This is a genomic window from Candidatus Methylomirabilota bacterium, from assembly GCA_036002485.1.
GTDB lineage: Bacteria > Methylomirabilota > Methylomirabilia > Rokubacteriales > CSP1-6 > AR37.
On record DASYTI010000039.1, the window covers coordinates 1 to 26,719 of the forward strand.

Genomic DNA, 26,719 nt, shown 5'->3' on the forward strand with positions numbered 1-26,719 from the left:
AGCAGGTCGGTCGAGAACACGCGGACCCCGCCCCGGCCGGTCGCCGGGTGCACCCCCTCCTCATCGACCGCGACCGGACCCGAGCCGCCCAGAACCCGGGCCGCCGTCGGCGCGGCCAGGTCCGCATCGAGCACGCCGACGCGAAGTCCTCGTTCCCCGAGGGCGAGCGCGAGGCCTGCGGTGACGTAGGTCTTCCCCACGCCGCCCTTCCCGCTCATGACCCCCACCAACCGCCTCACGCGAGCGAGCCGCTCCTCGATCCGCTGCTGTTGCCGACCAACCTGCGGGCCGATTGCGGAGGCGTCGGAGCCGGTGACCTCGTGGTAGGTGCGGAACTTCACAGGTCCCACCCGGCGCGGGCGAGCATCCAGAGGTTGATCATCACCACGACGATCGCGGTGAGGTAGAACGCCGGGACGACTCGCTCCTCGGCGCCCGCGAAGAAGGCACCGTTGATGAGCGCGGGCAGGCGCAGGCTGTGCAGCAGCCAGACGGCGCGCGCGAACCAGGGGTTATGCCAGCGGAGGAGGCCGTACACCACGACGGCGGTCACCCCGGCGGCGACCAGCAGCCAGAGCAACGGCGGGCCGAACCGGGTGGGAAGCATCCCCTGACGCCACATGACGTACGCCGTGGCCTCGTAGAGGATCGCGACGTGCAGATAGACGAACGCCGCCTGACGGAACTTGGCTTCTCGCATGCGTCCCGGTACAGGGTAACCCGGGACCGGCGAATCTGGAACCGGTATCCGCATCACGTCTCCGATATACGGGTGCCACTGGCGCATCCCCACGTACACCGGGATGCCGCCGAAGGCGATCGCAAGCGCCTCGGCCTGGGCCTTGGTGCATTCGGGAAGCGGGGAGCGGCGCCCGATCGCGGCGTAACGGTGCCGCTACTGCGGGGACACCGGGACGACCACCCTGACGCTCACATCCAGCCCTTGACGAGCAGCGCTTCCCGCTCAACGGGCGCCCGCCGGCGCAGGATTTCCTCCGCCCGCTGCCTCGGCGTCGGGGAGAGGCCCTCGCCGATCATGGCTCCGAGAGGAACGCGCGCCAGGCGACGCGGTGCTCGCGGAGGAGGTAGCCGAGCATGGCCAGCGCCGCCAGCAGGTTCGCCGCCAGGATCGTCCACCAGGCGAATGCCTCCAGGAGCCAGTGGGCGAGAACCGCGATCATCGCAATGGAGAATACTTCGAAACAGACGAACAGCATGACGAACGCGAACAGGAGCCGCGGCTCTCGATCCGCCAGCGCCAGAAGCCCGGCCGCCAGCCAGCCGAAGACCACGAAGGCCGCCCCGTGGACGAGAGTGTATTTCAGGATCAGCGGCAGCGAGATGGTGAGCGCCGCGGGATCGCGCAGCCCCTCGAGGACTACCGCGCCCAGGAGCGCCGGCGTCCTCAGCGGCGCGCCGGTCGCGATGTCGTAGAGCAGGAACCACACGGCCACCGCGGCAGCGCCCAGCCCGCCAGCCACGAGGCCCTCTCGAGCCACGCGGCTCCGGGGACCCAGCAGCGCCCGCCCCAGGGCGCGGTGCCCCACGAAGAGGTAGGCGAGCATCCCTCCGGCCGCCAGCGCGTTGGCGAGGAGGATGGCCCACCAGGCCACGTCGTCGAGCACGGGACGCGCCAGCCACACGACGACGGCGAGGAAGACCACCTCGAAGCAGAACACCGCGATGACGAGGATGAGGAGACGCGCCGGCTGGTGCTGCGCGGAGGCGATCAGGAAGGCAATGAGGATCCCGACGAGGGCGAAGACGACGCCGTGGAGCACGGTGTACTGGACCACCAGGCCGGGGGAGACGGGGACGGCCTGCGGGTTCTGGACGCCCTGGAGGGCGGCGCTCCCGAGGAGCGCCGGCGTCCGGAATGGGGCGCCGCGTGCCGCGTCGTAGATGAGGAACCAGACGGCGACCAAAGTCGCCCCGATGAGCCCGGCGATGACGCCTTCGCGGAGGTGACGAGGGGGAGCGGTCATGGTCGTCCTCTTTGTCGAACGGTCCCGAGCCTCACCGACTTGTACCACCGTCACCCCCGCGAGGGCAACCCGGAGCGTTCAGGCGCTCCGGAGATCCAGCAGGAGTCGCCCGTAGGTGTTGTAGAGCCCGATCACGATGAACCCGCCGGGTCGGAGGACCCGCCAGAGGTCCTGAAACCCTCCCAACGCGTTGGCGGTGTGGTGCAGACTCCGAGACCAACGCGGCGGCGCGCATCCGTTACCTCACCGCCGAGCCCGACCCCGTCGTCGTGGGCTACAACGAGGCGGAGTGGGCCCGGCGCTTCGACTACCACGGCCACCCGCTCGAGCCCGCTCTCGCCGTGGTCGAGGCCGTCCGGGCCAATACCGTCGTCCTGCTGCGGCGATTGCCCGAGGAGGCCTGGGGCCGCGTGGGGCGGCACACGGAATCGGGCCGCTCCTCGGCGGAAGACTGGCTCGCCATCTACGCCGAGCACCTGGAAATCCACGCCAGCCAAATCGATGCCAATGTGGCCGCCTGGTGCGCGCGCCCGCGCGGGACTACTTGAGGGGCGTCAGCTGGGCGTTGAAGGCGCCAAACACCGGCTGCATGATGAGGAAGCGTCCTTCCGGCCCTTCGAGGTAGTAGAGGGGGCCGCTCCAGATACCGAGATCGAAACTCGCCCGGCCGTTCACCACCGCGACCCTGCCCCACTTGGTATTGATGCCCCACTGCATGACCATCGTGCTGTCGGGATTGATGGTGACATTGACGAACTCGAAGGGGCCGAGGCCGAACCGGATGGTGCCGCGCCATTCGCCCGCGATGTCGCCGATGGAGGTGACGGGCTTCTCCGGCGGCAGCGAGGCGCAACCGGCGAGCGGGACGACGATCAGCACGGCCAGCCAGGCGGCCCGCGCCGATCGGAGCGCGATCAACGAGCGGGGCTCTGCCAGATGACGTGGCCCACGAAGAAGGGGCCGAGGCTCGCCATGTACTCGGAGGTCTGGACGGTTTTCCGCATGGCCTGGACCAGATGCGAGAGCGGATAGAGCTCCTTGCCCACGAGGCCGATGAGAAAGTCATTGTCGTGGACGTCGAGGCCATCGCAAACGAGCCGGACGTCGTGCGCGAGGTCCGCGTCCCCGTAGGCGCGCCCGATGGTGCCGTGCTCGCGGAGGATGGCCCCCTGTTCCTGCGCGGACAGCCGGGCGAAGGCGCCGGTACGCCGGAGCGGATACCAGATGGCCCAGGGCCACGCGGGATTCAGCACGCTCCGTCGCGGGCGTCGCAGGAGCCAGTCCTCGAGGTCGTGCTCGAAGCCGCTCGAGTACGTGCGCCCGAGCATGGCGAGCTCGGGCTTGCGGCGGAGGGCCGCGAATGGCTCGGCGCCCAGGATCTCGCGCTGGCGGGTGGCGAAGAAGACGGGGTCCTCGGCGAAGGTGAGAACGCCGACTCCTCGGGGGTCGTGGAGATCGGAGTAGAGCACGGCCTCGATGTGGCTTCGCTCGAGCGCGGTCTGAAGAGCCTTGGGCTCGGCGCAGCCGCCAAAGACCTGGAGCTGCATGAAGAGCCGGCGGTCGCTCGCCTGTTGATTGGCGCCGCGCTCCGTCACGTCTATTTTGATGTCTGGGGGCCTGGTCTCTCCGCTCATGTTCGATTGGAACTTGGGGGGAGCGGCTCCGCTCCTCCTCCAGACCCTCCCACCACATTCAGCATGATGCTCCTAGCCGCCGCGCGTGTGCATCTCGAGGTGTGGCCGGGCCCGCAGCTCCGTGATCTGGACCAGGGGCTGCCTGTTCTTCACGGCCAGCCGCTCCTCGGCTCCCCGATCGCGCCGGCCCTGCCAGGCCGAGCGGATGATCGCGGTGATCTCCTCTTTCGACAAGCCTTCCCTGAGTGATTTCCTCAGGTCGAGGCCGGCCGTGGCGTAGAGACAGAGGAGCCACTGCCCGTCGGCAGTGAGCCGGCTCCGGTCGCACGAGGCGCAGAAGGGCGCCGTGGTCGAAGAAATAATGCCGAAGACCGTGCCATCGGAGAGCCGGAAGCGGTCGGCGGGCGCCGAGGACTCCTCGACCACCGGCTCGATGGCGCCGTAGCGCGCGGAAAGCCGCTCGAGCATCTCGCGCCGGGAGACCACTTGCTCCATGGTCCAGCGCGTGGCGCCGCCCACGTCCATGTACTCGATGAAGCGGATCTCCGCGCTCATGCGCTTGCCGAACTCGATGAGGTCGGCCAGCTCGTCGTCGTTGGTGCCGCGGAGCACCACGCTGTCGAGCTTGAGACCGCCCCAGCCCATGCCGTGGACGGCGGCGATGCCCTCGAGGACCTGGGCATGGCTGTCCCGCCGCGTGAGGGCCCGGAAGCGGTCGGGCCTGAGGGTGTCGAGGCTCACCGTCACGCGGCCGATGCCCGCCCTCCGGAGCGCCGACGCCTCGGCCGCGAGCAGGATGCCATTGGTGGTGATGGCGAGATCGCGGATTCGCGGCTCGGCCGCGATCATGGTGACGAGACGAGGCAGATCCTTGCGCAGAAGAGGCTCGCCGCCCGTGAAGCGCACCTTGTCCACGCCGAGGTCGGCGAACACGTCCACGAGCTGTGCGATCTCCTCGAAGGTCAGGATGTCGGCCCGGGGCAGCCAGGCGTATTCCTCCTCGGGCATGCAGTAGGCGCAGCGGAGATTACAGCGGTCCGTGACGGACAGACGCAGGTTGCGGAGCGGACGCTGCCAGGCGTCGCGGATCACGGCAGCTCCACCCACACCTGCTCGCCGTCGACGCTGACGGGGAAGCATGCCATCTTGACGGCGGGATTGTTCATGTTGGCGCCGCTCGTGACATCCCAGCGCCAGGCGTGCCAGGGACAGGTCACCACGGGGCCGTCGAGCTCGCCCTCGCCCAGCGGACCCCCGCGGTGGGCGCAGACATTGTCGAGGGCGTAGAAGGAGCCGTCCACATTGAAGAGGGCCACCGTCCGGCCTCCCGCCTCGACCACGCGTCCCTCCCCCGCCGGCACGTCCTTGGTGCTTCCCACGCGCACGCGAGGCATCAGCGCACCTGAGGGAGGGCGGGCTCGCCGAGTCCGGCCCGCTGCCACTCGCGCAGGAGACCCGGCTTCTTGACGCCCACGTCGAAGTGGTCCCACGGGAAGATCTCGGACTCGGGGCGGGGGCGCTGCGTGTAGAAGGCCGCCTCCCCGTCCCACTCTCTCAAGGCCCGGCGCCAGTCGCCCTCCCGCCGCGCGGCGAGCTCGATGAAGTCCGCCACCCGGCGATCGCCTCGGGCCAGGAGGGCCTGCAGCCCCGCCTCACGGGGATTCTCGTGCACTACGCGGACGGAAAGCCTCCGGGCCCCCTGCTTGATCGCGTCGAGCTTGGCCTCGAGATCGCGTGGGTCGTCGAACGGCGCCCACTGGAAGGGCGTCCAGGGCTTGGGCACGAAGGAGGAGACCGACAGGGTCAGCTTGCCGAAGGGGTGGCCGTCGGGACCCGGCACGCGGAGCCTCTCGAGCATGCGGCGGGCGAGGTCGACAATGGCCAGGACATCCTCCATCGTCTCCGTGGGCTGGCCGATCATGAAGTAGCACTTGAGGTTGGGGATGCCGTACTTGCGCAGGAGATCGCAGGCGGCCATGAGCTGCTCGTCGGTGATGAGCTTGCGAATGACCCGGCGCAGGCGTGCTGTGCCCGCCTCCGGCGCCATGGTCAGCGTCCGGTGCCCGCCCCGCTGGAGCGACGCTACCAGATCCTCGGTCAGGCTGTCGGCGCGCAGCGACGAGATCGAGACCTCCACGCCGTACTCCTCGAGCATCTTCATGAGCTCGCCGATGTGCGGGTAGTCGGACACGCAGGCCCCCACCAGCCCCACCCGAGTGGACTCTTTCGCGATCTGGGCCACGGACTCGCGCAGGGCCTCCAGGCTCCGGTGGCGCACGGGCCGGTAGATCTGCCCTTCCAGACAGAACCGGCAGCCTCTCCCGCACCCCTTGCCGACTTCGAGGAGCGCCATGTGACCGTACTCGGCCTTCGGGGTCTTCAGCATGGACCGCGTCTCGAAGGCATCGACGTCGCGGAGCCGCCGCTTGACGATCACGCCGGGGGCCCCGGACTCGCGCGGCGTCACTGCCTCGATGGTTCCGTCCACCGCGTATCCGATGTCGTAGGCGCCCGGCACATAGATGCCGTCGAGCCCGGCCAGGCGCTCGAGAAAACGGCGCCGCCGGTCCCGGGCCTCCTCCGCCCCGCTCGCCCGCCACGCCTCGACGATCTCGCCCACGAGCTCTTCGCCCTCCCCCACGGCGACCGCGTCCATGAAGGGCGCCACCGGCTCGGGATTCGAGAACGCGCACACCCCGCCCATGAGCACGATGGGATCATGGCGGCCGCGCTCGGCCGCCCGCAGCGGGATGCCCGCCATGGCGAGCAGACGGACAGCATTGATATAGTCGCCTTCGTAGGTGACGGAGAAGCCGATGAGGTCGAAGTCCCTGAGCGGGCGCAGCGACTCGAGCGAGAAGGGAGCCGTCCCGCTGCGCCGCTGCTCCTCGAGGTCCTCGGGATCGGGGAAAAAGACGCGCTCGCAGACGACGTCGGGAATGGCGTTCAGGTGCTCGTAGATGGTCTGGAAGCCCAGATTCGACATGCCCACGGCATAGCTGTTCGGATAGACGAGGGCGATGGACATGCGCCCGCCCCAGTCCTTGTGGACCTGGCCTTCTTCACCCGCGAGCAGGGCTTGGGCTTTGCGCTTGAGCTTCCAGGACATGCCGTGAGTTTACCATGCCGGCCGCGGCACCACGGCCGCGGCGGCGGTGGGGACGACCCGAGGAGGGAGACCTCGGAAACCGGCTAGACGCCCATGATCTGTACGTCGATGTTTCGCGGCCGCGGCCCGTCGAGCTCGGCGAAGAGGATGGACTGGAAGCGTCCGAGGGAGAGCTCGCCGCCGCTGATCCCCACGGCCACGCTGCGGCCGAGCAGCGCCGCCCTCAGGTGGGAATGCGCGTTGCCGCGCTCGCAGTCCGAGTAGCGTGGATCGTCGTGACGGTAGCCGTTGTTCTCGGTCACCAGAGACTGGATCATCGTCTTGACGTCCTCGATGAGGGCGCCCTGGAACTCGTTGACGAAGAGCGCGCACGTGGTATGCAGCGAATTGACGAGCAGGATGCCTTCCTTCACGTCTGCGCTCAGCATGATGTCTCGGATCTGCTTGGTGATGTCGAGGACCTGGGTGTGGTTCTCACTCAGCATCGTGAAAGTCTTCCGCACGACCTTGAGGGTCTCCACGGCCTTGCCTCCCTCGTCGCGGGCGCGTCCCGCCATCAACGCCCGTGCACGTGTTCACCGCGCTGCTGGTGCCGAGGGAGGGAATCGAACCCCCACGGCCCGGCAGGGCCAGCGGATTTTAAGTCCGCTGCGTCTCCCAGTTCCGCCACCCCGGCGCCTGCGGCGCCCGCCGGCTCGTCTTGGAGGCGGCGAGCGGATTCGAACCGCTGAATAGAGGTTTTGCAGACCTCCGCCTTAGCCACTTGGCTACGCCGCCGCATACCTCAATGAGGGGCCGGCTCGACCCCGGACCCCGCAAAATATACATGGAGCGGGAAACGGGATTCGAACCCGCGACCCCAACCTTGGCAAGGTTGTGCTCTACCACTGAGCTATTCCCGCACGAAAACCACCCTGTCCACGGAACGGAGGGAGTGTAACAAAGCGCTTGTCTGGTGTCAACTTACGAGCCTTTTGGCGCGCCCTCGCGGAGGTATCGGGCGGCCTCTTCCGGCGGCGTGGGGTTGATGAAGAAGCCCGTCCCCCATTCGAATCCCGCCATCCGGGTCAGCTTGGGAGCGATTTCCAGGTGCCAGTGGAAATGATCCAGGGCCGTGGCCTTGAGGGGCGCGCTGTGGAGCGTCAGGTTCCACGCCGGATCGTTGAGCACCCGGCCCATACGCCTGATCACGTCTCCGAGGACGCGGGCCAAAGCCAGGAGCTCTCCGCCGCTCATCTCCTCGTAGCTCGATCGGTGGCTCTCGGGAAGGATGCAGGTCTCGAAGGGGAAGCGCGGGGCAAAGGGCGACAGGGCCACGAAGCCCCCTTCGCCCACGATGAGGCGCCCGAGTCCCCGGACCTTCGCGTGCATCTCTTGCCGGATGATGTCGCACCAGATGCACCGCTTCTTGATCCGGAAGTGACGGAGCGCCCCTTCGAGCTCCTCCTCCACGGCCATGGGCACCATGGGGGTGGCGATGAGCTGAGAATGCGGGTGCTCGAGCGAGGCCCCGGCCTCTTCGCCGTGGTTCTTGAACACGCTGACGTATTCGAAGCGCTTGTCCTTCTGGAGATCGATCATCCGGTCCCGCCACGCTCCCAGCACGGCCGCGAGATGGGTCTCGGGCAGCGTGGCCATGGAGGCGGCGTGGTCGGGCGATTCGATGATGACCTCGTGCGCGCCGATTCCGCTCATCCGATCGTAGAGTCCCTCGCCCGTGGGCTCGAGCTCGCCCTCGATCCGGAGGGCGGGAAACTTGTTGGGGACGACCCGGATCGACCATCCGGGAGAATTGGGCGTGCTCCCGGCCCCGCGCACGGCCAGCACCTCGTCCGGCGTGCGCGTCTCCTGCCCGGCACAGAAGGCGCAGGGCCCGGCGCCCACGGGATGCGCGGGCGTCGACATGAAGTCCGATGGGCGCCGCGACCGCTCGGTCGAGATGATAACCCAGCGGCCCACGATGGGATCCCGGCGGAGCTCAGGCACGAACCGCGCCCTCTTCCTCGGGTCTCGGCTCGCGCGCGAGCAAGGCCTGGAGCGCATCGCGGACGGCGCGGCCCTCGAAGAGCACCGCCGACACCTGTTCGCAGATGGGCATCGACACGCCCTTGGCGCGGGCGAGGGTGAGGGCGGAGGCGACGGTGCGTACGCCCTCCGCGATCATGGGCGTCGCGCCCTCGACCTCGGCCAGGCTCCGGCCCCGCGCCATGGCCAGGCCGAGCGCATGATTGCGACTCTGGGTACCCGTGCAGGTCAGCACGAGGTCTCCCAGGCCGGCCAGCCCCGACAGCGTGGCCGGTCGGCCGCCCAACGCCAAGGCGAGCCGGCCTATCTCGGCCAGCCCGCGCGTGATGAGGGCGGCGCGGGCATTCTCGCCGAGCTCGAGTCCGTCGCTCAGTCCGGTGGCGATGGCCATGACGTTCTTGAGCGCCCCGCCGATCTCGACGCCGACGACATCGCCATTGGTGTAGAGCCGCAGCCCGGGGGCGGTCAGCTTCGCCTGAAGCTCGCCCGCCGCGGAGGCACTCGCCGAGGCGACGACGAGTGCGGTGGGGCGGCCGAGGACGACCTCGCGGGCGAAGGACGGACCCGACAGGACCGCCACCGTTCGATCGGGCGCGATCTGAGACAGGACCTCGGACATGCGCAGGGCACTGCCGAGCTCGAGACCCTTGGTGGCCGAGAGCAGGATGGCGCGCGGGCCCATGGCCGGCGCCATGGGAGCGAGCGCGCCGCGCAAGAAGTGGGAGGGCACCGCGACCACGATGAGGTCGGCGCCCGCGAGCGCCTCGTCACGGTCACCCGTGAGCTCCACGAGGTCGGGAAGCCGCATACCCGGCAGGTAGCGCGCGTTCTCGCGCGCGATCGCGATGGATCGCGCCAGGGCGGCGTCGCGAGCCCAGAGGCGCGTGGGGATCCCGAGCCGAGCCAGATGCGCGGCGAGGGCCGTGCCCCAGCTCCCGGCGCCGATGACCGCGGCGCCGGTCATGCCGCCGGCAGCCGCCGGCCCAGACGGTTTTCCGTCCCCCCCGCCAGCCGTCGGATGTTCTCCCGGTGGCGCCACAGAATGACGAGAGCCGCGAGGCCCGCGGCGCCCGCCGATTCGCGCGGATAGCCCAGGACCAGCGTGGCCACGGGGAGCGTCAGCGCGCCGGCCATGGAAGCCAGCGAGACATAGCGGAAGATCGCGGCGAGGGCGATCCAGAGGGCCGCCGAGGGCAGGACCGCCTTCGGGACGAGAGCGAGAAAGGCCCCGAGCGCCGTGGCCACTCCCTTGCCGCCTCGGAATCGCAGAAAGACGGGCCAGCAATTGCCCACGACGGCCAGGAGGGCGCCTGCCGCCCCCCATGTCGGCTCCGGGCCGAGCACCTCGGCCACGCGCACCGCGAGATAACCCTTGGCGATATCCCCGAGCAGCGTGAGCACCGCGGGCACCGGTCCCAGGGTCCGCAGCACATTGGTGGCGCCGATAGTCCCGCTGCCCTTGCCGCGAATGTCGAAGCCGCCCGCGGCGCGCGCCACGAGAAAGCCGACGGGGATGGCGCCGATGAGATACGAGGCCACCAGCCCCAGCACCCTCACGGCCAGCGTTCCTGGTCCTTGATGAGCGTCCGCGGCCCCGCCTTGAGGAGGAAGCGGTAGAAGTAGTCGGCGCCCGAGAGGACGGTGAAGGCGAGGGCGACCCAAAGGGTGCCCCAGGACACGAGGTGGAAGGGCAGGAAGTCGCGCGGCACTCCGCGGTCGAGGATGAGGAAGGTGATGGCGACGTACTGGGACACCGTCTTGATCTTGCCCAGGCCCGAGGCAGGCACCATGACGCCCATAGATAGCGCTACGCCCCGGAGCCCCGTCACCGCGAGCTCGCGCCCGATGATGACCATGGCCATCCAGGCATTGATCATGTCGACCTGGACGAGCGAGATCAGGGCGGCGGCGACGAGGAGCTTGTCGGCCACCGGGTCGAGCAGGGTACCGAGGCGCGTAACCTGGTTGCGACGCCGCGCCACCCATCCATCGAGCCAGTCGGTCAGCGAGGCCGCAAAGAAGATGAGGGCGGCGATCAACACGTGCACCCGCGACGACGAGATCAGGAAAAGGATGACGAAGGGGACGAGGACGATGCGGACGAGGGTGAGCGCGATGGCGAGATTCATCTGGTGGCATCCGGGCGCAGCCGGCGGCCCGTCCGAGTATCGACCCCCGCCTCCGCGCAAGTCAAGGTCGCCCCATCGGGCGCAATCATCCCGCCGACCAGGATCGGCACCACGTTCGCTGCGTCGATCACGAGGCAGGCATCCAGATCGGCCGCGCGGGCTTGCGCGGCCAGGGTCCTCGCCCAGGTCGAGTCGGCGCGCAGCCGGTCGAGGCGCGTGCCGTAGAGGTGTCCCAGGGCCTGGGCGGCCCGCGCCTCGCCGCTCGGCTCCGTGCCCTGCCCCGCCCGGCAGAGGCGCTCCACGAGCAGGCCCGCGCACACCGCGTCCTCGAGAGAGAATCCGCCTTTCTCTCCCGCGCAGAGCACGGTGACGTCCTGTCCGCGACGCGCGGCCCACGCCGCGGCGGCCGAGACATTGGTCAAGGCGGCCACGGCCACGGCGGCGGCCTCGCGCGCTTTGAGCATGGCCGCCGTCCCATTCGTGGTGGTGAGGACGAGGGTGCGTCCGCCTACGCGCGCGGGCGTGCACTCGAGCGGAGAGTTTCCGAGATCGAAATCCTCGATGGCCTCGCCGTTCCGTTCGCCGGCGAGCAGCCACTCGGGCCGCCGGGTCGCGGCGGCGCGTGCTTCTTCGGGGGTGGCCACCGGGATCACTCCGACGCAGCCGGCCGCGCAGGCCGCAACCACCGTGGTGGTCGCCCTCAGCACGTCGACGACCAGGGCGGTTTGTCCGGCGAGAGCCAGGCGTGGAAACTCCGCGGGGGTCAGGGCCACGTGCACGCGCATCACGAAAGGCGGTGGCCTATCGGCCACCGTCTCGGAGGGCGCGGATCTTGAGGCGAAGGGCATTGAGGTTGATGAATCCCTCGGCGTCCTTCTGCCGGTAGACGCGGTCCGCCTCGAAGGTCACGAAGTCCGTCCGGTAGAGCGAGCGGGGGGAGCGGCGCCCGGCCACCGTCACCGTGCCCTTGTAAAGCTTGAGCCTGACCGTGCCCGTCACATCCTTCTGGATGCCGTCCATGAGGGTCTGGAGGGCCTGGCGCTCCGGGGCGAACCAGAAACCGTAGTAGATGGTCTCGGCATAGCGCGGCACGAGGGAATCGCGCAGGTGCAGCACCTCGCGGTCGAGGGTCAGGGACTCGAGGGCCCGGTGGGCCGCGTGCAGGATGGTTCCCCCCGGCGTCTCGTAGACGCCGCGCGACTTCATCCCGACATACCGGTTCTCCACCAGGTCGACCCGGCCTATCCCGTGCTCGCCGCCCGTTCGATTGAGCGCCTCCAGCAGCGCGGCGGGACCCAGGCGCCGGCCGTCCACGGCGACGGGATTGCCTTCCTCGTAGTCCACCTCGATGTAGACGGGCACGTCGGGCGCGGACTCCGGCGAGTTCGTGAGCAGGAACATCTTGGGCGGCGGCTCCGTCCAGGGATCCTCGAGAATTCCACCCTCGAAGGAGATATGGAAGAGGTTGCGGTCGGTCGAGTACGGCCGCTCCGCGGTCACGGGCACCGGGATATCGTGCTTTCTCGCGAACTCCATGAGGGAGGTGCGGGAGTCGAGCTCCCATTCGCGCCACGGCGCGATGACGGTCAGGTCGGGGGCGAGGGCCGCGTACGTCAGCTCGAAGCGCACCTGATCATTGCCCTTCCCGGTGGCGCCATGGCTCACGCCGTCGGCCCCTTCTTCGCGCGCGATCTCCACCTGGGCCTTGGCGATGAGCGGCCGCGCGATGGAAGTGCCGAGGAGGTAGGCGCCCTCGTACACGGCATTGGCGCGCAGCATGGGAAAGACGAAATCCCTCACGAACTCCTCGCGGAGGTCCCGGATGTGCACGGCAGACGCCCCCGTGCGGAGGGCCTTGTCGCGGACGGGAATCAGCTCTTCTCCCTGGCCCAGATCGGCGCAGAAGGCGATCACGTCGCACTTGTAGGTCTCGATGAGCCAGCGGAGGATGACGGAGGTATCGAGCCCCCCGGAATAGGCGAGGACGACTTTCTTGACGGACTTGCTCATGCCGGGCCCGAGAGGTGCAAGACGATGCCCTTCTGGATATGCAGCCGGTTCTCGGCCTGGTCGAGCACGATGCTCCGCGGTCCGTCCAGGACGGCGTCCGTGACCTCCTCGCCCCGGTGGGCGGGCAGGCAGTGCATGACGAGGGCCTGGGGAGAGGCGAAGCCAAGCAGCGTGTCATTGACCTGGTAGCGCTGGAATGCCTCGAGCCGCTTCTCGCGCTCGGCCTCCTGCCCCATGCTGATCCAGACGTCGGTATAGAGCACGTGGGCGCCCTCGGCCGCTTCGCGCGCGTCCGTGGTGACGCGCACCTCCCCCCCCAGAGCGCGGCAAGCCTCGAGCACCGCGGGGGTGGGCTCATAGCCCGGCGGACAGGCCGCCCGCACCCTGACCCCGGTCAGGGCCGAAAGGAAGAGCAGTGAGTTCAGGACATTGTTCCCGTCACCGATCCAGGCCAGCTCCAGCCCCTTGAGCTCGATCCCGCGCTCCCAGAGCGTGAAGAGATCGGCCATGGCCTGGCACGGATGCTCGAAGTCGGAGAGGGCGTTGATGACGGGCACCGTCGCGCAGCGCGCCAGCTCCTCGAGCGTCTGGTGGGCGAAGACCCGCGCCGCGATGCCGTCGACCCAGCGCGAGAGATTGCGAGCGATGTCGGGCACGGACTCGCGCTTACCCATGCCGATCTCCTGGGCGGAGAGATAGACGGCGGCCCCGCCCAGCTGGACCATGGCGACCTCGAAGGTGACCCGCGTGCGCAGGGAAGGCTTCTCGAAGATGAGGGCGAGCGTGCGGCCGGCCAGCGGCGTCACGCGCTCCCCCGACTTGACCTTGGCCTTGAGCTCGGCCGTCAGCTTGAAGATGTCGAGGACATGCTTCCGGTCGAGGTCGCGGACGGAGAGAAAATGATTCACGGCGCCGTCGCTTTGAGCGCGGTGTCGATGATGTCGCAGGCCTGCCCGATCTCCTTGTCGCTGACGATGAGGGCGGGGGCCAGGCGGAGCGTATTGTCACCCGCCGTCAGGGCGAGCAACCCGCGCTCGCGGCAGGCCGCCACCACGTCGCCCACCGGCGGTACCACGTCGAGGCCCACGAGCAGGCCGCGCCCGCGGAGGTCCTTCACGGCCTTGGGGTGCTTGGCCCGCAAGGCCTCGAGTCCCTTGAGGAGGATCTTGCCCATCTGCGCGGCGCGCTCCGCCAGCCTGTCCTCCACGAGCGTGCTGAAGACCGTCACCCCGACCGCGGTGGCGAGCGGGTTGCCGCCGAAGGTCGAGCCATGGCTGCCCGGCGTGAAGACGCTGGCCACGGCCTCGGTGGCGAGGGTCGCGCCGATGGGCACGCCATTGGCGAGGGCCTTGGCCAGGGTCATGATATCCGGCGCCACCCCTGAGTGCTCATAGGCCCAGAGCTTGCCCGTGCGGCCCATGCCCGTCTGGATCTCGTCGAGGATGAGGAGGATACCCGCCTCGTCGCAGAGCTTGCGAAGCCCGGGCAGGTAGCCGTCGTCGGGCACGATGACGCCGCCCTCGCCCTGGATGGGCTCGACGAGCACGGCGGCCGTCCGGCTATCGATGGCGCGCTCGAGGGCCTTGAGGTCATTGTAGGCGACGTACTTGAAGCCGGCGGGCAGCGGCTCGAAGCCGTGGTGATACTTCTCCTGCGCCGTGGCCGTCACCGTGGCCAGGGTCCGGCCGTGGAAGCCGCCATGCATGCTGATGATGTCGCCGCGGTCGCTCGACCCGTGCTGCTTGGCCCATTTCCGGGCGAGCTTGATGGCCGTCTCGTTGGCCTCGGCGCCCGAGTTCGAGAAGAAGACCCGGTCGGCGAAGGAATGGTCGCAGAGAAGGGCCGCGAGCTGCGCCTGCTGGGGGATGTGGAAGATGTTCGAGACGTGCACGAGGGTGGCCGCCTGCTCCCGCAGCGTCCCCACGACCTTCGGGTGACAATGGCCGAGCGCCGTGACGGCGATGCCGCCCGTGAAGTCGAGGTACTCCTTGCCGTCGGAGTCCCAGACGCGCACCCCCTCGCCTCGCACCAGGGCGACGGGCTGCCGCTTGGTGAAGGTCATGAGCCGCGCATCCGACAGCTCGATCATCCGCTTCGTGTCCACCTGGTCTCTCCTTGCGTGCTTCTGTTAGAGGACGATCTCCGTCCCGATTCCCTCTTTGGTCAGCACTTCGAGCAAGATGGCGTGGGGGACGCGACCATCGATGATGTGCGCCTTCTGGGCCCCTCCCGCCAGCGCCCGGAGCGCGGACTCGACCTTGGGCAGCATGCCTCCCTCTATCACGTGGCTCTTGATGAGCCGCTCCGCTTCCCGCTTGACCAGCGTGGAGATGTGCTTGCCGTCATCGCCCGTGATGCCCTGCACGTCGGTCAGGTGGATGAGCTTTTCCGCCAGGAGCGCGGCGGCCACGTCGCCCGCCACGAGGTCTGCGTTGATATTGTACGTCTCGCCCGCCGAGCCTACTCCCACGGGCGCGATCACGGGAATGAAGCCGCCCGCCTCGAGCACCCGGATGGGCTCCGGATCGACGCTCTCGACCTCGCCGACCAGCCCGATGTCCGCCAGGGTACCGTCGGCCTGACGGTGCATGCGCTTGCGCGCGCGGATCATCGAGCCGTCCTTGCCGCTGAGCCCCACCGCGCGGCCCCCGTGGAGGTTGATGAGGCCGACGATCTCCTTGTTGATCTTGCCCACCAGCACCATCTCGACGATCTCGACCGTCTCGAGGTCGGTGACCCGCATGCCCCCCACGAACTCCGGCTCCTTGCCCAGGCGCTTCATGAGGGCCCCGATCTGCGGGCCGCCGCCGTGGACGATGACCGGTCGCATGCCGACCAGCTTCAGGAGCAGCACGTCGCGGGCGAACTGCTCCTTGAGGTCGGCCTGGTCCATGGCCGCCCCGCCATACTTGATGACGAGGGTCTTGCCCTGGAAGGCGCGGATATAGGGCAGCGCCTCGAGCAGCACCTCCGCCCGCTGGATCATGGCCTTCGTGTCCGTGGCCACCCTGTCGTCCTCTTTAAAGGATGTAGCGCGAGAGGTCCTCGTCCTTGAGGACGGGGGCCAGGTGGGCGCGCACGTAGTGCGCGTCGATGGTGACCTCCTGGCCTCGCATGTCCGGCGCGGCGAACGAGACCTCCTCGAGCAGCTTCTCCATCACCGTGTAGAGCCTCCGCGCCCCGATATTCTCGGCGCGCTGGTTGACGATGGAGGCGATCTCCGCCACCTCCTCGACGGCGTCCTGCCCGAAGGTGAGGGTCACGCCCTCGGTCTTCAGCAGCTCCACGTACTGCTTGATGAGGGCATTCTGCGGCTCGCCAAGGATGCGGACAAAATCCTCGCGCGTCAAGGGCTCGAGCTCGACGCGGATGGGGAACCGGCCCTGCAGCTCCGGGATGAGATCCGAGGGCTTGGAGACGTGGAAGGCGCCGGCGGCGATGAACAGGATATGGTCGGTCCGGACCATCCCGTACTTGGTCGTCACCGTCGAGCCCTCGACGATGGGCAGGAGGTCCCGCTGGACACCTTCCCGGGACACGTCCGGACCGTGCATCCCTTCCCGGCCCGCGATCTTGTCGAGCTCGTCGAGGAAGACGATGCCGGAATCCTCCACCCGGCGAATGGCCTGGCTCACCGCCTCGTCCACGTCCACGAGCTTCTGGGCTTCCTCCTGGGCGAGGAGCCGCCGCGCCTCGCCGACCTTGACCCGCCGGCGGCGGGTCTTGCCGGGCATGAGATTGGCCAGCATGTCCTTGATGTTCATGCCGACCTCCTCCATGCCCTGCCCGGAGAAGATCTCGAACATGGGCCCGGCCTGGACCTGGACGTCGAGCTCGATCATGCGCTCGTCGAGCTTGCCCGCCTTGAGCTGGGCGCGCAGCTTGTCCCGGGTGGCGTCTCTGGAGGCATCGGGCGAGATCTCTTCCAGGGTGCCGCTCGAGAAGGCCTCGCCGGGCCGGCGCGGGAGCAGGAGATCGAGCACGCGCTCCTCGGCCAGGACCTCGGCCCGCTCCCGCACCGCCCCCGCCATCTCGGCCTTGACCATGTTCACGGAGAGCTCGGTCAGGTCCCTGATCATGGACTCGACGTCGCGGCCGACATAGCCGACTTCCGTGTACTTGGACGCCTCGACCTTGATGAAGGGCGCCTGGGAGAGCTTGGCGAGCCGGCGCGCGATCTCCGTCTTCCCCACCCCCGTGGGCCCGATCATGATGATGTTCTTGGGCGCCACCTCGTCGCGGAGCTCCGCGGGCAGGTTCTGGCGCCGCCAGCGGTTTCGGAGCGCGATGGCCACGGCCTTCTTCGCTGCGTGCTGGCCCACGATATAGCGGTCCAGCTCCGCCACGATCTGCACCGGAGTCAGCGCCGACGATGTATTCAAGTCTCCCTACCCTCTACAACGTCTCTACGACAATGTGATCGTTGGTGTACACGCAGATGCCGGCGGCGATGCGGAGCGCCTGCTCGGCGATCTGCTCCGCGGCCAGATCCGAGTGGGCGCAGAGCGCGCGCGCCGCCGCCAAAGCATAGGGCCCGCCCGACCCTATTCCGATGAGGCCGTCGTCGGGCTCGATCACGTCGCCGGTGCCGGAGACGATGAAGGAGACCTCGGCATCCGCCACGGCAATGAGGGCCTCGAGCCGGCGCAGGACGCGGTCCATCCGCCAGTCCTTGGCGAGCTCGACGGCGGCGCGCGACAGATTGCCGCGATGCTCTTCGAGCTTGGCCTCGAACTTCGAGAAGAGCGTGAAGGCATCCGCGGCGGCGCCCGCGAAGCCCGCGAGCACCCGCCCGTGATAGACCTTCCTCACCTTGCGAGCGCCCGCCTTCACGATCGTCTGCCCTATCGAGACCTGGCCGTCGCCGGCCAGGGCGACCCGGCCCTTGTGGCGCACGCAGGCCACCGTGGTCGCGTGAAAGGTATCGTTCATGGAGGTCATGGCCCTAGTTCGCCCGGGGGTGCGAAGCGTCGTAGACCTTCATGAGGTGCTCCGGGCTCACGTGGGTATAGCGCTGCGTGGTGCTGAGCCGGCTATGGCCGAGAAGCTCCTGGATGAGGCGGAGGTCGGCACCCTCGCCCAGCATATGCGTGGCGAAACTATGTCGGAGCGTGTGCGGGGTGACCCGCCGATCTATGCCCGCGGCGCGCGCCCGGCCCTTGACGATGCGCTGAACGCTTCGAGTGGTCAGTCGCCCCCCGCGAGAATTGGTGAAGAGTGGACCCCTCGCCTCGCCCCGTACCGCGAGCCACGCATCCACGGCCTGCAAGGCGGCGTCCCCCGCGGGCACCACGCGCTCCTTGCCGCCTTTGCCCATGACCCGCACGGTGCCCTGCCGCCGGTCGACGTCGTCCCGATCGAGGCCGCAGCACTCGGCCACCCGGAGCCCCGAGGCATAGAGCAGCTCGAGGAGGGCGCGGTCGCGCAAGCCCGCCGCGGAGCGCTCGGGCGGCAGGTCGAGAAGATCCTTGGATTCGTCCTTGGGAAGAAAGGAGGGCAGGCGCTTGGGCAGCTTCGGGCTCCGCACCTGCCGCGCGGGGTTGAGCTCCACCGCGCCGCGCCGGGCCAGGAACTTGAAGCAGCTCCGCACCGTAGCAAGCTTCCGCGCGATCGAGCTCTTGGCGAGCTTGCGGTCGTGCAGCCAGGCCAGCCACGCGCGGATGGCCCGGGAGTCGGCGCGCGCCAGCTCCCTCACCCCCTGGCGGGCCAGGAAGGTCCGGAGCTCCGCGAGATCGGTGGCGTAGCCGCGCAGGGTATGCGGCGAGGCCCCTCGCTCGTGATCGAGATAGTCCAGGAACTGGGCGACAGAGTCCGGCATGCCGGACCTCTCAGGCGACCGAGGGGACGACCTCGGCGCGGTAGCCGCATTCGCCGCGAATGCAGGTGCGCGTGCGCTTGCCCCCCTTGGCCACGCGCTCCGTGAGGAAAGGGGCGCCGCACGTCGGGCACGGCTCGAGGATGGGACGCGCCCAGGCCACGAATTTGCAGTCGGGGTACTTGTTGCAGGCGTAGAACGTCTTGCCCCTCCGGCTCCGGCGCTCGACGAGCTGGCCGTCACAGCCGGCTTCCGCGCACGCGATGCCGAGGGTGACGGGCTTGGTCGTCTTGCACTCCGGATAGCCCGAGCAGGCGATGAACTTCCCGAAGCGGCCGTGCTTGATCACCATGGGCTTGCCGCAGGTCGGGCAGCTCTCTTCCGTGGGCTCGTCGGCGGGCTTCTCCCGCCCGCCCAGGTCCTTGGTGTACTTGCAATCGGGATAGGCGGAGCACGCGAGGAACTTGCCGAAGCGTCCCCACTTTTCCACCAGAGGCTTGCCGCAATCCGGACAGGGCTGCCCCGTGTCGACGCCGCCCTTGAAGTTGTCCATGTCCTTGCCGGCGCGCTTGAGGTCCTTCACGAACTGCTTGTGGAAAGACTCCACCGTCTTGACCCAGTCCGCGTCACCGTCCTCGATCTTGTCCAGCGACTCCTCGAGCTGGGCCGTGAACTCGACGTCCATGATCTCGGGAAAGTACGGGACGAGCATGTCGTTGACCTGCATGCCGAGCTCGGTGGGGAAGAGCGTGCCCTTCTCGCGCCGAACGTACTCGCGGTCCTGGATGGTCGACAGGATCTGCGCGTAGGTGGACGGCCGCCCGATCCCCTGCTCCTCGAGCGTCTTGACGAGCGAGGCCTCCGTGAAGCGTGGGGGCGGCTGGGTGAAGTGCTGCTTGGGATCGAGGGCCAGGAGCTTGAGGATCTCGCCCTCGGTCAGGGGCGGCACCACGGACTCCTGCTCCTCTTCCGGCGTCGTCTCCGACTCCTCGCGGGACTCGACGTAGACGGCCATGTAGCCGGCGAACTTGAGGGTCGAGCCCTGGGCGCGGAAGAGACACTTGCCGGCGTCGATGTCGGCCGACACGGTATCGTAGACGGCCGGCAGCATCTGACTGGCCAGGAAGCGCTCCCAGATCAGCCGGTAGAGCGCGAGCTGGTCCTTGGAGAGATACCGCGTGAGGGCCTTCGGCTCGCGTTCCACCGCGCTCGGGCGGATGGCCTCGTGGGCCTCCTGGGCACTCTTCTTAGCCTTGTAGGACGGCGCCGAGTCCGGCAAGTACTCGCGGCCAAGCCGCCCGGTGATCCACTGGCGCGCCTCGGCCTGGGCCTCGCGCGCCACCCGCACGGCATCGGTGCGCATGTAGGTGATGAGGCCGACCTGCCCTTCGGCTCCCAGTTCAATGCCCTCGTAGAGCTGCTGGGCGAGCATCATGGTCTTCTTCGCCGTGAAGTGGAGCTTGCGGCTCGCCTCTTGCTGGAGGGTCGAGGTGATGAAGGGGGCCGCGGGATTCCGCCGCCGCTCCCCGCGGGTGACGCTCTTGACTCGCCAGGTGGCGCCGTGGAGGCCCGTCATGATCTTGAGGGTCTCGGCCTCGGAGGGCAGGCTGGCCTTCTCGCCCTTGACCTCGCGGAGGGTGGCCGTGAAGTCGGGCGGGTTCTTGCCCTTGAGCCGCGCGTGCAGCGACCAGTACTCGGTGGCCACGAAGGCCTGGATCTCCCGCTCGCGCTCGGTGATCAGGCGGACGGCCACGGACTGGACGCGTCCGGCCGAGAGGCCGCGGCGGATCTTGTCCCAGAGAAGCGGAGAGAGCTTGTAGCCGACCAGCCGATCGAGCACGCGCCGGGCCTGCTGCGCGTCCACCTTCTTGATGTCGATCTTGCCCGGGTGCAGGAAGGCGGCCTTGACCGCCCGCTCGGTGATCTCGTTGAACATGATCCGGTGCGTCTTGGCCTTGGGCACCCCCAGCTCCTGCGCGAGATGCCAGCCTATGGCCTCGCCCTCGCGATCCGGGTCGGTGGCGATGTAGAGGGCGTCGACCTTCTCGGCCGCCTTCTTGAGGTCGTCGAGCACCTTCTTCTTGGCGGGGAGCACGCGGTAATCGGGCTTGAATCCCTTCTTTTCGTCCACCCCCAGCTTGCTCTTGGGCAGATCGCGGACATGGCCCATGGAGGCCCGCACGATGAAGCTCGAGTCCAGATACTTCTGGATCGTCTTGACCTTCGTGGGCGACTCCACCACCACCAGCGATTTCTTGGCCACGCATTGTCCTTTCATGCGGTTCTACTCAGCACTCGCCTCGCCGCTGATCAACTCAGCCCTCGCCTCAGGGCTTTGCCCTTCAGCTCGAACTGCCACGCCTGCGGGATCGACCCGGCCCTCGTCTCGCGCCGGCCTCTGGCCGTCGCTCAACTCGAACCGCGGGCAGCGTCTCGGCTCGAACAATCCACTCAGCTCTCGCCTCGCCGCTCTCCTCGCCTGCGGCTCGTCGGCAGCGTCTCGGCTCGAACAATCCACTCAGCTCTCGCCTCGCCGCTCTCCTCGCCTGCGGCTCGTCGGCAGCGTCTCGGCTCGAACAACAATTACGAAACGACGAAGCGCTTGCCCTCGAGCTGCCGTATCCGCCCTTCGATCTCGAGCGTCATGAGGAGCGCGGAGGTCCGTCCGGGCGCCATCCCGCTCCTTTCGATGATCTGGTCTATGCCTATGGGTTCCCGCCCGATGACTCGAAGCAGCCGAGAGCCGTCTTCATTGTCTTCAACATGCCCTTCGGCATGTTGACGGTGGGCGAGATGGTTAGGGCTACCCGCTGGAGCCGTACCGACCACTGGCTTGACCTGGTCGCGGAAGCGGAGGGGGAGCTGGCCGACCACGTCCTCCCATCCCTGCACGAGCGCGGCGCCATCCTGGATGAGGCGATGGGCACCCCGGCTCATGAGACTTGTCAGCGGTCCCGGCACCGCCATCACCTCGCGCCCGAGCTCGCCCGCGAACCCCGCGGTGATGAGCGAGCCGCTCTTCTCGGCGGCCTCCACCACCACCACCCCCAGGGACAGCCCGGCGATCACGCGATTGCGCGCGGGGAAATAGCCGGCCAGCGGCGGCGTGCCCCGCGGGAACTGGGACACCATGGCGCCGCGCGCGACGATATCGGAGGCGAGCCGCCGGTTCTCCGGCGGATAGATCACGTCCACCCCCGAGCCCAGCACCGCGATGGTCCGGCCTCCCGCTTCGAGCGCGCCCCGATGAGCCGCGCTGTCGATGCCCCGCGCGAGCCCGCTCACCACAGTGACGCCGCGGGCCGCGAGGTCGGCGGCGAGTCGCTCGGCACATCCGAGACCATAGGGCGTCGCCTCGCGCGCGCCCACGATGGCGATGGCGAGCGCGTCATCCGCCTCCACGCGGCCGCGAATCCAGAGCCGCTCGGGCGGCATGGGAATCTCCCGCAGATTCGCAGGGTACGAGGCCTCGTCGCGCGTGATGCAACTCGCGGCGATGGCTGTCTCACTCCGGATACGCTCTCGCGTGACGCTCATTTAATGTCCATCATCTCGACGCAGTGCCGACCAGTATAGCAAACCACCTCGGAAAGCCCTCCAAACTGCCCTCTACCGGATGCGCGAACCGCCGTTGGTGCGGCCCGCGAGAAGTCCGCGCGCCTGAGTGGCCGCCTCGCTCCGCGGATATTGCTTGATCACCTGCTCCCAGGCCGCGCGCGCGCCTGCGACGTCTCCCATGGCGCGTTTGCAAAGGCCGATCTTGAGCAACGCCTCGGCGACCTGGGTGGTCTGCGTGTAGTTGTCCACCGTCTTCTGGAACTCCGCGACCGCCTGCTTGTAGTCGCGCTGCCGATAGAAGGCCTCGCCGATCCAGTTCTGGGCGGCGGCGGCCTGGGGATGATTGGGGAACTGCGTGACGAACTCCGTGAACTCGAGGGCGGCCTGGCCGTCCTCACCCGCGCGGAGCTTGGCCAGCGCGGCGGCGAACATGCGGTCCGCATCGGGATTGCGGAGAGAGACGGGGGGCGGCGCCGCGGCCGCGCGCGGCGGCGCCGCGGGGGGCAGCATGGGCGGCGGGGGCTGAGAGAGGGCCGCGGGCGGCGCAGTGGGCGGAGGAGTCACGGGAGTCGACCGCTGGATGGCCTCCACGGCGAGGCGCGCGTCGTCGACGGAAGCCTTGAGCTTGGCGAGCTGCTCGCTGAGACTCTTGAGCTCGGCCACGAGGAAGGCCTGCTGGGCATCGAGCGCCTTGACCTCGCCGGTCAGACGGCCGACCTCTTGTGCCTGCGTGTCCTGCGACTTCCTCAGCTCCTCGAGCGTCGGGGGCCGCGTCGGACGCTCCACCGCCGAACGCTCCGCTGGTCCCGAGGACGCCGCGGGCGGAGCCGCGCTCTTGCCCTTGCTTCCGCTCGCGCAACCCGCGACGATGAGCGTGAGCAAGGCGCAGATGACCGCGCGAAAAAGGGGAACAGCCATGATTGGGCACCGTAGCATCCGCCTCCACGCCAAGTCAAACCTCAGACGCAAGTGCGCGCCATTTTTGACTCAATCAGGCCTTCACGCTAGCATGCGCGCGTGAGCACCGACTTTCGAGCCGAAACATGGCCGAGCTGCCGCAGGCACGAGCATGTGGCCGTGCGAGGTAAGCGCCGAAGGCGCGAGCCGAGAGCTGAGTTGAGCGCGAGGACTTAAATGGACGCGGAGTGGCCGTTCTATCTCTCGGCCTTGGCGGCGGGCGCGGCGTGGGGCTATGTCACCCAGCGCGGCGGCTTCTGTCTCGTCCGCGCGCTGTCCAACCTCGTCCTCACGGGCGACGCGACGATTCTGCGCGCCTACGCGCTGGCCTTGCTCGTGGCCATGATCGGCGTCCAGGCGCTTCAGGCTTCGGGACTGGTCGACATCCCGATACGCCCCTTTCACTGGCTCTCGAACGTCACGGGCGGTCTCATCTTCGGCGCGGGGATGATACTGGGCGGCGGCTGCTCGGGCAGCACCTGGTATCGCACGGGCGAAGGCGCGGTGGGCGCGTGGATCATCCTGCTGGGCTTCGCCCTCGGCGCCACCGCCGCGCGGCTCGGAGCGCTCGCGCCGGTGCGCGCCTCTCTCCAGGCGCCCGCCATCACCGTGGGCGGCGACCCGCCGACCCTGGCGCGCATTTTCGGCGTCTCGCCCTGGCTCGTCATCGGATTGCTCGCCATCGCGGGCGCCATCTGGATGGCGAAAGCGCCCGGTGAGCCCCAGCACCGCAAGTGGCCCTGGCCCGCGACGGGCGCGGCCGCGGGCATCCTGATCGCGGGCGGCTGGTGGGCCTCCGGCATCGGCGGACCTCCCGTCGGCCTCACCTTCGCCATCAATACCGGAGAGCTCCTCACCTACCCGCTCGTGGGCTTCCCCAACCGCGTGAACTGGAGCATGGTCATGCTCATCGGCGTGCCGGTGGGGGCGTTCATCGCGGCCCGGCAGTCAGGCGAGTTCAGCTGGAAGCTTCCGCCCAGCTCGAGCCTCGTCAAGATCTTCTCGGGTGGTCTCCTGATGGGCAGCTCGGCCATCCTCGCCGAAGGGTGCAATGTCACCCAGGGACTGACCAATGGAGCGACCCTGGCCGTGGGCAGCCTGGTGACGCTCCTCTCCATGCTCGCGGGCGGCTGGCTGACCCTCTGGACCCTCTATTTAAGGAAGGGGTAGCTCGGCCGTCACTTCCAGTTGTTCGTCACCTGGCGGAGAATGGCGAGCTCGCCGATATGGTAGGCATTGTGGTCGACGATGAGAATGGCCTCGCGCAGGATCGTCTGACCGTCACCGTGCGGGATCTTCGCGTGTAAGTCGGTCTTGGGATCCTTGACGATGGCGATCATCTCTCGAAGGTCGGTTGCGTACTGCGCGAGGGTATGGTCCCAGTCCTTCTTCGTGGCCTTCGCGTTCTTTTTCGGCCAATAGTCATCAGGAAACTTGAGCTCTTCGTATTTCGGGTTCTTGATGAACTCGACGATGTCCCATTGCGCGATCCGGATGTGCTCCAGCAGGTGCCAGAAGGTGTAGGGGACGTTTCGTGGTTTGACATTCATGTCCTTGACGGGAAAGCCCTTGACGGCGTCGGCGAGCGACATGTGGGCCTGGTCGCCCTGCAGGAACGTGGCAAGCTGTTCGCGCAGCACCTTGTCGTCAGCCATGGGATGGCCCTCCTGAGTTCGACCTAACGAACGTCGCGGAGCACGATTACCGGCACCGTGCCACCCGCCTCGATGGTGCTGTCGCCGCGAATGACGGCAAGCCCATCGGCGGCCACCATGGAGCGCAGGATGCCCGAGCTCTGGTCGCCGGTGAGGTGCGCTCCATAGCCGCCCGCCTCGTCCACGGTCAGCGTCACCCGCAGGAAGCCGCGCCGGCGACCGGGATTCGGGATCGGCGCCAGCGCCCGCGCCTGGACCATGGGCCGGTGCAGCCGGGCGTGACCCCCCAGTCGACGAAGCGCGGGACGGACGAAGAGCTCGAAGGTGACCATGGCCGAGACCGGATTCCCGGGAAGCGCGAAGACGGGGAGCGCGTTCTCTTTGGTGCTTGCCGCGCCGCCGTGCTGCTCAGCTCGAATTGCCACGCCCGCCGACGGTATCGTCGCAAAGGCGATGGGCTTGCCCGGCCGCATGTTGACCAGCCACAGGTGTTGCTCGGCTCCCAGTCGCTCCAGCGCCGCCTTGACGAAATCGTGCTCGCCCACCGAGACGCCCGCCGAGGAGATCAGCAAGTCGCAGCCGAGCCCCCACCGGAAACGCGCCTCGATGTCCTCCAGGCGGTCGCCGGCCACCCCAAGGGCGACGGGCTCACCGCCCGCCTCACTCACCTGTCCCAGCAGCGAGTAGGTGTTGGAGTTGGGGATCTGCCCGGGGCCCAGGCGACCACCCAGGTCCACGATCTCGTCGCCCGTGGACAAGATGCCGACGCGCGGCTTCCGCACGACACGCACCTGCGCATGGCCGAGAGCGGCGAGGAGCCCGAGCTCGGCCGGCCCGATGAGGCGGCCGCGCTCGAGCACCGAGTCGCCCGCGCGCATGTCCTCGCCGCGGGGCCGGACGAACTCGCCCGCCTTGACCGGTCGAGGCACGAGCAGCATCTCCCCCTCGACCCTGACCTCCTCTTGTGGGATCACGCTGTCCGCCCCCTCGGGCAGCGGTCCGCCGGTGAAGATGCGGAAGGCCTGTCCGGCGGCGAGCGGCTTGTCTGCCATGTGCCCAGCCGCCACGCGCCCAGCCACGGCGAGCCGCACCGGGCTCGCCGCGGAGGCGCCCGCGGCATCCGTGCTCTTGAGCGCATAGCCGTCCATGGAAGAGTTCGACCAGGGGGGAAGATCGAGACTCGAGCTTACGGGCTCGGCCAGGACACGGCCGAGGGCCCGCGTCAACGGCACCTGCTCCTCGCCGAGCGTGCCGATGCGCGAGAGGATCCGCTCCAGGGCCTCTTCGACCGAGATCATGCGGACATTGTATCAATTGGGTCCGGGTCCGGGGGGAGCGACCGCTGCTCCTCCCCAGGGCTTCTTCCCAGCGGCTCCCCGTCATGTCCATCGAGGCAACGCGGGGAGACTGCAAATCTCGGGGTACTAATCCAGCATCAGCGGACTGAGCCCGAAGCGGATGGCTGTGCTCTGGCTCCTCGACGAGCAACAAGCCGTCGTCGCCCTGAGCTAGTCCGATGCCATCCGAGGCCTCCGCGAGGCATCAATGTATCCGGAGGAATACACCAAAAGTCGGAGCCCGCGCTTTTCCGCTTGACAGCCTTGGCTGGGTGACTTGGTGATGCGGCGGCAGCCCTCAGCTAGTGCCGGCCCAGCGGCACGCATAGGCTCACCCGTTTACGGTCTTACGCGACCGGATCAAAAATCATTTCGTCTCCAGAGTTCGCCCGTCCCGGACGCTCTCCGGAAGCCCGAAAACCAGGGTGTAGAGTCGCCTCAACACGAGGAGGGCTCCTATGCAGATTCCTTCGCCAACTCCGCTTGCCCCTCAGCATCCCGCCGC

The 26,719-nt window shown here is 68.4% G+C and carries 27 protein-coding genes, 3 tRNA genes and 2 pseudogenes; 2 read left to right on the forward strand and 30 right to left on the reverse strand.

Annotation, left to right across the window (positions count from 1 at the left end; genetic code table 11):
- The 4 genes and pseudogenes from VGT00_04550 to VGT00_04565 all read right to left on the reverse strand — a co-directional run.
- Nucleotides 1-350 (reverse strand): P-loop NTPase (locus VGT00_04550; GenBank protein ID HEV8530668.1); only part of this gene is annotated, 350 nt, incomplete at its 3' end.
- A complete protein-coding gene (locus tag VGT00_04555; GenBank protein HEV8530669.1) occupies nt 338-700 on the reverse strand; it encodes a hypothetical protein in 363 nt (120 codons plus the stop codon). The genes VGT00_04550 and VGT00_04555, both read right to left, overlap by 13 nt.
- A gap of 63 nt (nt 701-763) precedes the next feature.
- Nucleotides 764-880 (reverse strand): annotated as a pseudogene (locus VGT00_04560) (ferrochelatase).
- A gap of 154 nt (nt 881-1,034) precedes the next feature.
- Nucleotides 1,035-1,985: a hypothetical protein gene (locus VGT00_04565; GenBank protein ID HEV8530670.1), complete on the reverse strand. Its 951-nt coding sequence runs from the start codon at nt 1,983-1,985 to the stop codon at nt 1,035-1,037.
- Nucleotides 1,986-2,203: 218 nt separating this feature from the next.
- Between VGT00_04565 and VGT00_04570 the strand changes: the two are divergent.
- Nucleotides 2,204-2,533 (forward strand): annotated as a pseudogene (locus VGT00_04570) (DinB family protein).
- On the opposite strand, the gene VGT00_04575 reads toward VGT00_04570, so the two are convergent.
- The 24 genes from VGT00_04575 to ybgF all read right to left on the reverse strand — a co-directional run bounded on the left by VGT00_04575 (nt 2,526) and on the right by ybgF (nt 23,183).
- On the reverse strand, nt 2,526-2,903 hold the full coding sequence (locus VGT00_04575) for a hypothetical protein (protein HEV8530671.1): 378 nt from the start codon (nt 2,901-2,903) through the stop codon (nt 2,526-2,528). The pseudogene VGT00_04570 and the gene VGT00_04575 overlap by 8 nt on opposite strands.
- Nucleotides 2,900-3,580, reverse strand: a complete 681-nt coding sequence (locus VGT00_04580) for a chlorite dismutase family protein (GenBank protein ID HEV8530672.1) — start codon at nt 3,578-3,580, stop codon at nt 2,900-2,902. Before VGT00_04580 ends, VGT00_04575 begins: the two co-directional genes overlap by 4 nt.
- Nucleotides 3,581-3,691: 111 nt before the next feature.
- On the reverse strand, nt 3,692-4,759 hold the full coding sequence (moaA, locus tag VGT00_04585; protein HEV8530673.1) for a GTP 3',8-cyclase MoaA: 1,068 nt from the start codon (nt 4,757-4,759) through the stop codon (nt 3,692-3,694).
- Nucleotides 4,708-5,013 (reverse strand): Rieske (2Fe-2S) protein, encoded by a 306-nt coding sequence (locus VGT00_04590; GenBank protein HEV8530674.1) that lies wholly within the window; start codon nt 5,011-5,013, stop codon nt 4,708-4,710. The genes moaA and VGT00_04590 overlap by 52 nt, the downstream gene beginning before the upstream one ends.
- Nucleotides 5,013-6,728, reverse strand: a complete 1,716-nt coding sequence (locus VGT00_04595; protein ID HEV8530675.1) for a radical SAM protein — start codon at nt 6,726-6,728, stop codon at nt 5,013-5,015. Before VGT00_04595 ends, VGT00_04590 begins: the two co-directional genes overlap by 1 nt.
- 83 nt (nt 6,729-6,811) lie before the next feature.
- A complete protein-coding gene (locus tag VGT00_04600) occupies nt 6,812-7,285 on the reverse strand; it encodes a secondary thiamine-phosphate synthase enzyme YjbQ (GenBank protein HEV8530676.1) in 474 nt (157 codons plus the stop codon).
- A gap of 30 nt (nt 7,286-7,315) precedes the next feature.
- Nucleotides 7,316-7,404: transfer RNA gene (locus VGT00_04605), tRNA-Leu, on the reverse strand.
- Between the two features lie 25 nt (nt 7,405-7,429).
- Nucleotides 7,430-7,505: transfer RNA gene (locus VGT00_04610), tRNA-Cys, on the reverse strand.
- Nucleotides 7,506-7,555: 50 nt separating this feature from the next.
- Nucleotides 7,556-7,630 (reverse strand) — tRNA-Gly (locus VGT00_04615).
- A gap of 61 nt (nt 7,631-7,691) precedes the next feature.
- Complete coding sequence (gene galT / locus VGT00_04620; GenBank protein HEV8530677.1) at nt 7,692-8,714, reverse strand: galactose-1-phosphate uridylyltransferase; 1,023 nt, start codon at nt 8,712-8,714, stop codon at nt 7,692-7,694.
- Nucleotides 8,707-9,717 carry an NAD(P)H-dependent glycerol-3-phosphate dehydrogenase gene (locus tag VGT00_04625; protein ID HEV8530678.1) on the reverse strand — a complete coding sequence of 337 codons (1,011 nt, stop codon included), beginning with the start codon at nt 9,715-9,717 and terminating at the stop codon, nt 8,707-8,709. The genes galT and VGT00_04625 overlap by 8 nt, the downstream gene beginning before the upstream one ends.
- A complete protein-coding gene (gene plsY / locus VGT00_04630; GenBank protein HEV8530679.1) occupies nt 9,714-10,310 on the reverse strand; it encodes a glycerol-3-phosphate 1-O-acyltransferase PlsY in 597 nt (198 codons plus the stop codon). The genes VGT00_04625 and plsY overlap by 4 nt, the downstream gene beginning before the upstream one ends.
- Complete coding sequence (pgsA, locus tag VGT00_04635; GenBank protein HEV8530680.1) at nt 10,307-10,882, reverse strand: CDP-diacylglycerol--glycerol-3-phosphate 3-phosphatidyltransferase; 576 nt, start codon at nt 10,880-10,882, stop codon at nt 10,307-10,309. The genes plsY and pgsA overlap by 4 nt, the downstream gene beginning before the upstream one ends.
- Nucleotides 10,879-11,694, reverse strand: coding sequence for a 2-phosphosulfolactate phosphatase (locus VGT00_04640; protein HEV8530681.1), 816 nt, complete (start codon nt 11,692-11,694; stop codon nt 10,879-10,881). The genes pgsA and VGT00_04640 overlap by 4 nt, the downstream gene beginning before the upstream one ends.
- Nucleotides 11,684-12,892, reverse strand: a complete 1,209-nt coding sequence (locus VGT00_04645; protein HEV8530682.1) for an argininosuccinate synthase — start codon at nt 12,890-12,892, stop codon at nt 11,684-11,686. Before VGT00_04645 ends, VGT00_04640 begins: the two co-directional genes overlap by 11 nt.
- Nucleotides 12,889-13,800, reverse strand: a complete 912-nt coding sequence (argF, locus tag VGT00_04650; protein ID HEV8530683.1) for an ornithine carbamoyltransferase — start codon at nt 13,798-13,800, stop codon at nt 12,889-12,891. Before argF ends, VGT00_04645 begins: the two co-directional genes overlap by 4 nt.
- Entirely contained in the window at nt 13,797-14,996 is a 1,200-nt protein-coding gene (locus tag VGT00_04655; protein ID HEV8530684.1) for an aspartate aminotransferase family protein, read from the reverse strand. Before VGT00_04655 ends, argF begins: the two co-directional genes overlap by 4 nt.
- Nucleotides 14,997-15,020: 24 nt before the next feature.
- Nucleotides 15,021-15,878 carry an acetylglutamate kinase gene (gene argB / locus VGT00_04660; GenBank protein ID HEV8530685.1) on the reverse strand — a complete coding sequence of 286 codons (858 nt, stop codon included), beginning with the start codon at nt 15,876-15,878 and terminating at the stop codon, nt 15,021-15,023.
- A 34-nt stretch (nt 15,879-15,912) separates the two neighbouring features.
- The gene (gene hslU, locus VGT00_04665; protein ID HEV8530686.1) at nt 15,913-17,274 is read right to left on the reverse strand and encodes an ATP-dependent protease ATPase subunit HslU; all 1,362 of its coding nucleotides are present in this window, start codon (nt 17,272-17,274) and stop codon (nt 15,913-15,915) included.
- Between the two features lie 13 nt (nt 17,275-17,287).
- Entirely contained in the window at nt 17,288-17,824 is a 537-nt protein-coding gene (gene hslV, locus VGT00_04670) for an ATP-dependent protease subunit HslV (GenBank protein ID HEV8530687.1), read from the reverse strand.
- 13 nt (nt 17,825-17,837) lie between these two features.
- Entirely contained in the window at nt 17,838-18,710 is an 873-nt protein-coding gene (gene xerC, locus VGT00_04675; GenBank protein ID HEV8530688.1) for a tyrosine recombinase XerC, read from the reverse strand.
- A gap of 10 nt (nt 18,711-18,720) precedes the next feature.
- A complete protein-coding gene (gene topA, locus VGT00_04680; GenBank protein ID HEV8530689.1) occupies nt 18,721-20,985 on the reverse strand; it encodes a type I DNA topoisomerase in 2,265 nt (754 codons plus the stop codon).
- A 305-nt stretch (nt 20,986-21,290) separates the two neighbouring features.
- A complete protein-coding gene (gene dprA / locus VGT00_04685) occupies nt 21,291-22,244 on the reverse strand; it encodes a DNA-processing protein DprA (protein ID HEV8530690.1) in 954 nt (317 codons plus the stop codon).
- 72 nt (nt 22,245-22,316) lie between these two features.
- Nucleotides 22,317-23,183, reverse strand: a complete 867-nt coding sequence (ybgF, locus tag VGT00_04690; protein HEV8530691.1) for a tol-pal system protein YbgF — start codon at nt 23,181-23,183, stop codon at nt 22,317-22,319.
- A 216-nt stretch (nt 23,184-23,399) separates the two neighbouring features.
- Between ybgF and VGT00_04695 the strand changes: the two genes are divergently transcribed.
- Nucleotides 23,400-24,392 carry a YeeE/YedE family protein gene (locus VGT00_04695; GenBank protein ID HEV8530692.1) on the forward strand — a complete coding sequence of 331 codons (993 nt, stop codon included), beginning with the start codon at nt 23,400-23,402 and terminating at the stop codon, nt 24,390-24,392.
- Between the two features lie 8 nt (nt 24,393-24,400).
- On the opposite strand, the gene VGT00_04700 is transcribed toward VGT00_04695, so the two are convergent.
- Together VGT00_04700 and glp are read right to left on the reverse strand one after the other, a co-directional pair.
- The gene (locus VGT00_04700; protein HEV8530693.1) at nt 24,401-24,877 is read right to left on the reverse strand and encodes a DinB family protein; all 477 of its coding nucleotides are present in this window, start codon (nt 24,875-24,877) and stop codon (nt 24,401-24,403) included.
- A gap of 23 nt (nt 24,878-24,900) precedes the next feature.
- Nucleotides 24,901-26,175: a gephyrin-like molybdotransferase Glp gene (glp, locus tag VGT00_04705; GenBank protein HEV8530694.1), complete on the reverse strand. Its 1,275-nt coding sequence runs from the start codon at nt 26,173-26,175 to the stop codon at nt 24,901-24,903.
- Nucleotides 26,176-26,719: the final 544 nt, after the last annotated feature.

Coding starts and splice junctions, on each gene's coding strand:
- VGT00_04700 (HEV8530693.1), bottom strand. CDS start 24,877: ATGGCTGACGACAAGGTGCTGCGCGAACAGCTTGCCACGTTCCTGCAG.
- VGT00_04645 (HEV8530682.1), bottom strand. CDS start 12,892: ATGAGCAAGTCCGTCAAGAAAGTCGTCCTCGCCTATTCCGGGGGGCTC.
- glp (HEV8530694.1), bottom strand. CDS start 26,175: ATGATCTCGGTCGAAGAGGCCCTGGAGCGGATCCTCTCGCGCATCGGC.
- topA (HEV8530689.1), bottom strand. CDS start 20,985: ATGAAAGGACAATGCGTGGCCAAGAAATCGCTGGTGGTGGTGGAGTCG.
- moaA (HEV8530673.1), bottom strand. CDS start 4,759: ATGCTTCCCCGTCAGCGTCGACGGCGAGCAGGTGTGGGTGGAGCTGCC.
- pgsA (HEV8530680.1), bottom strand. CDS start 10,882: ATGAATCTCGCCATCGCGCTCACCCTCGTCCGCATCGTCCTCGTCCCC.
- VGT00_04695 (HEV8530692.1), top strand. CDS start 23,400: ATGGACGCGGAGTGGCCGTTCTATCTCTCGGCCTTGGCGGCGGGCGCG.
- VGT00_04565 (HEV8530670.1), bottom strand. CDS start 1,985: ATGACCGCTCCCCCTCGTCACCTCCGCGAAGGCGTCATCGCCGGGCTC.
- hslV (HEV8530687.1), bottom strand. CDS start 17,824: ATGAACGATACCTTTCACGCGACCACGGTGGCCTGCGTGCGCCACAAG.
- VGT00_04595 (HEV8530675.1), bottom strand. CDS start 6,728: ATGTCCTGGAAGCTCAAGCGCAAAGCCCAAGCCCTGCTCGCGGGTGAA.
- ybgF (HEV8530691.1), bottom strand. CDS start 23,183: ATGGCTGTTCCCCTTTTTCGCGCGGTCATCTGCGCCTTGCTCACGCTC.
- dprA (HEV8530690.1), bottom strand. CDS start 22,244: ATGAGCGTCACGCGAGAGCGTATCCGGAGTGAGACAGCCATCGCCGCG.
- VGT00_04600 (HEV8530676.1), bottom strand. CDS start 7,285: ATGGCGGGACGCGCCCGCGACGAGGGAGGCAAGGCCGTGGAGACCCTC.
- argB (HEV8530685.1), bottom strand. CDS start 15,878: ATGATCCAGCGGGCGGAGGTGCTGCTCGAGGCGCTGCCCTATATCCGC.
- VGT00_04625 (HEV8530678.1), bottom strand. CDS start 9,717: ATGACCGGCGCCGCGGTCATCGGCGCCGGGAGCTGGGGCACGGCCCTC.
- xerC (HEV8530688.1), bottom strand. CDS start 18,710: ATGCCGGACTCTGTCGCCCAGTTCCTGGACTATCTCGATCACGAGCGA.
- VGT00_04555 (HEV8530669.1), bottom strand. CDS start 700: ATGCGAGAAGCCAAGTTCCGTCAGGCGGCGTTCGTCTATCTGCACGTC.
- VGT00_04590 (HEV8530674.1), bottom strand. CDS start 5,013: ATGCCTCGCGTGCGCGTGGGAAGCACCAAGGACGTGCCGGCGGGGGAG.